Source organism: Bacillus cereus group sp. BfR-BA-01382 (assembly GCF_022663475.1).
In the GTDB taxonomy this organism is placed as follows: Bacteria; Bacillota; Bacilli; order Bacillales; family Bacillaceae_G; genus Bacillus_A; species Bacillus_A thuringiensis_S.
On record NZ_JAKUFQ010000258.1, the window covers coordinates 1 to 667 of the forward strand.

Below are 667 nucleotides of genomic sequence, written 5' to 3' on the forward strand. Positions count from 1 at the left end.
ATTAACGGGTAGGGGGTATGTAGTTGGTTTGTCCTTGTCGGAGATTGTCGGTAAATCGATATGTTGTGTCGAACCGTTGATATATTAAAAAAATCGTTGATATAATTTGAGTTTTGTTCGATATAATTGAAAAATCGTTGATATATTTAGAGGGATACTGGATAGGGTATACAGACGGAGGTATATGATAATAAAAAAGCGCCCAATTATAGGGCGCTTCCGCTTTAAATGTATCCAGCTCCAGCGGCTAGAATGGTCGGTGGCTTCGCTTCTTCCGCCGAGGTAAAAAGCACCTCTTTGTCAGAAGCTCCATCCTCCTCCCATTCTGAACGAGCCGCTTCCGCTTTTAGTATATCCAGCTCCAGCGGCTAGAATGGTCGGTGGCTTCGCTTCTTCCGCCGAGGTAAAAAGCACCTCTTTGTCAGAAGCTCCATCCTCCTCCCATTCTGAACGAGCCGCTTCCGCTTTTAGTATATCCAGCTCCAGCGGCTAGAATCTCCGGTCGTTTCGCCCTTCATTCGAGGCAAAAAGCGCCTCGGAATCAGGTGCTCCATCGCCCTGCGATTCTGAACGAGCCGCTTCCGCTTTTAGTTATTAACGATTTGTAAAGATCTTATCGATTAAACCGTATTCTAAAGCTTTTTCTGCTGTCATGAAGTTGTCGCGG

1 protein-coding gene is annotated in these 667 nt (G+C 45.9%); it reads right to left on the reverse strand.

What is annotated here, in order from left to right; genetic code table 11:
• Positions 1 to 594 precede the first annotated feature (594 nt).
• Positions 595 to 667, reverse strand: a 73-nt coding sequence (locus MR160_RS33805) for an ATP-dependent Clp protease proteolytic subunit (RefSeq protein ID WP_229180738.1), incomplete at its 5' end; no start/stop codon positions are given.